At 64.5% G+C, this 493-nt stretch carries 1 protein-coding gene; it reads left to right on the plus strand.

Features of this window, described 5'->3' with window-relative positions; all coding sequences use genetic code 11:
* Nucleotides 1-131: 131 nt before the first annotated feature.
* A partial coding sequence (locus K0039_RS25030) for a hypothetical protein (RefSeq protein ID WP_500303710.1) occupies nt 132-493 on the plus strand: 362 nt, incomplete at its 3' end.

Genomic DNA, 493 nt, shown 5'->3' on the forward strand with positions numbered 1-493 from the left:
GCCGTGCTGATCTTCTGGCATGAACTGGCCATAAATGGCTATGCCTCAATGAATGCCATAAAGAGACAGGAGCTCATTGACGCCGACTTTCAGCGCCTCAGAAAGCTCATCTGGCCGGAGGATGACAGGTAATGACCCAGAGCCGCCGACCGTCGCCACTGCAGCGGAGAGTGCTGATTGTGCTGGCTGCCCTTGATGAAAAACGGCCAGGCCCCGTGCTGACGCGGGAGCTGGAACGGGTGCTGGTGCGAAGCGGGGAAGCCCCGGTCTACGGGCCAAACCTGCGCGCCTCCTGCCGTCGTCTGGAGGATGCCGGCTGGCTGCGTACCCTGCGCGATCCGAACCTGCAGCTGGCAGTGGAGCTGACGGACGCCGGCCGGGCCGTGGCACAGCCTCTGCTGCTGGCAGAACAGGACCGCCTCCGGGCAGAACAGCGTGCGGCAGAAGTCGTCGTACTGCCGCTGATCCCGGCAGCAGGTCTGCCCGCAGACGG

This window comes from Terrisporobacter mayombei (genome assembly GCF_020748465.1).
GTDB lineage: Bacteria > Bacillota > Clostridia > Peptostreptococcales > Peptostreptococcaceae > Terrisporobacter > Terrisporobacter mayombei.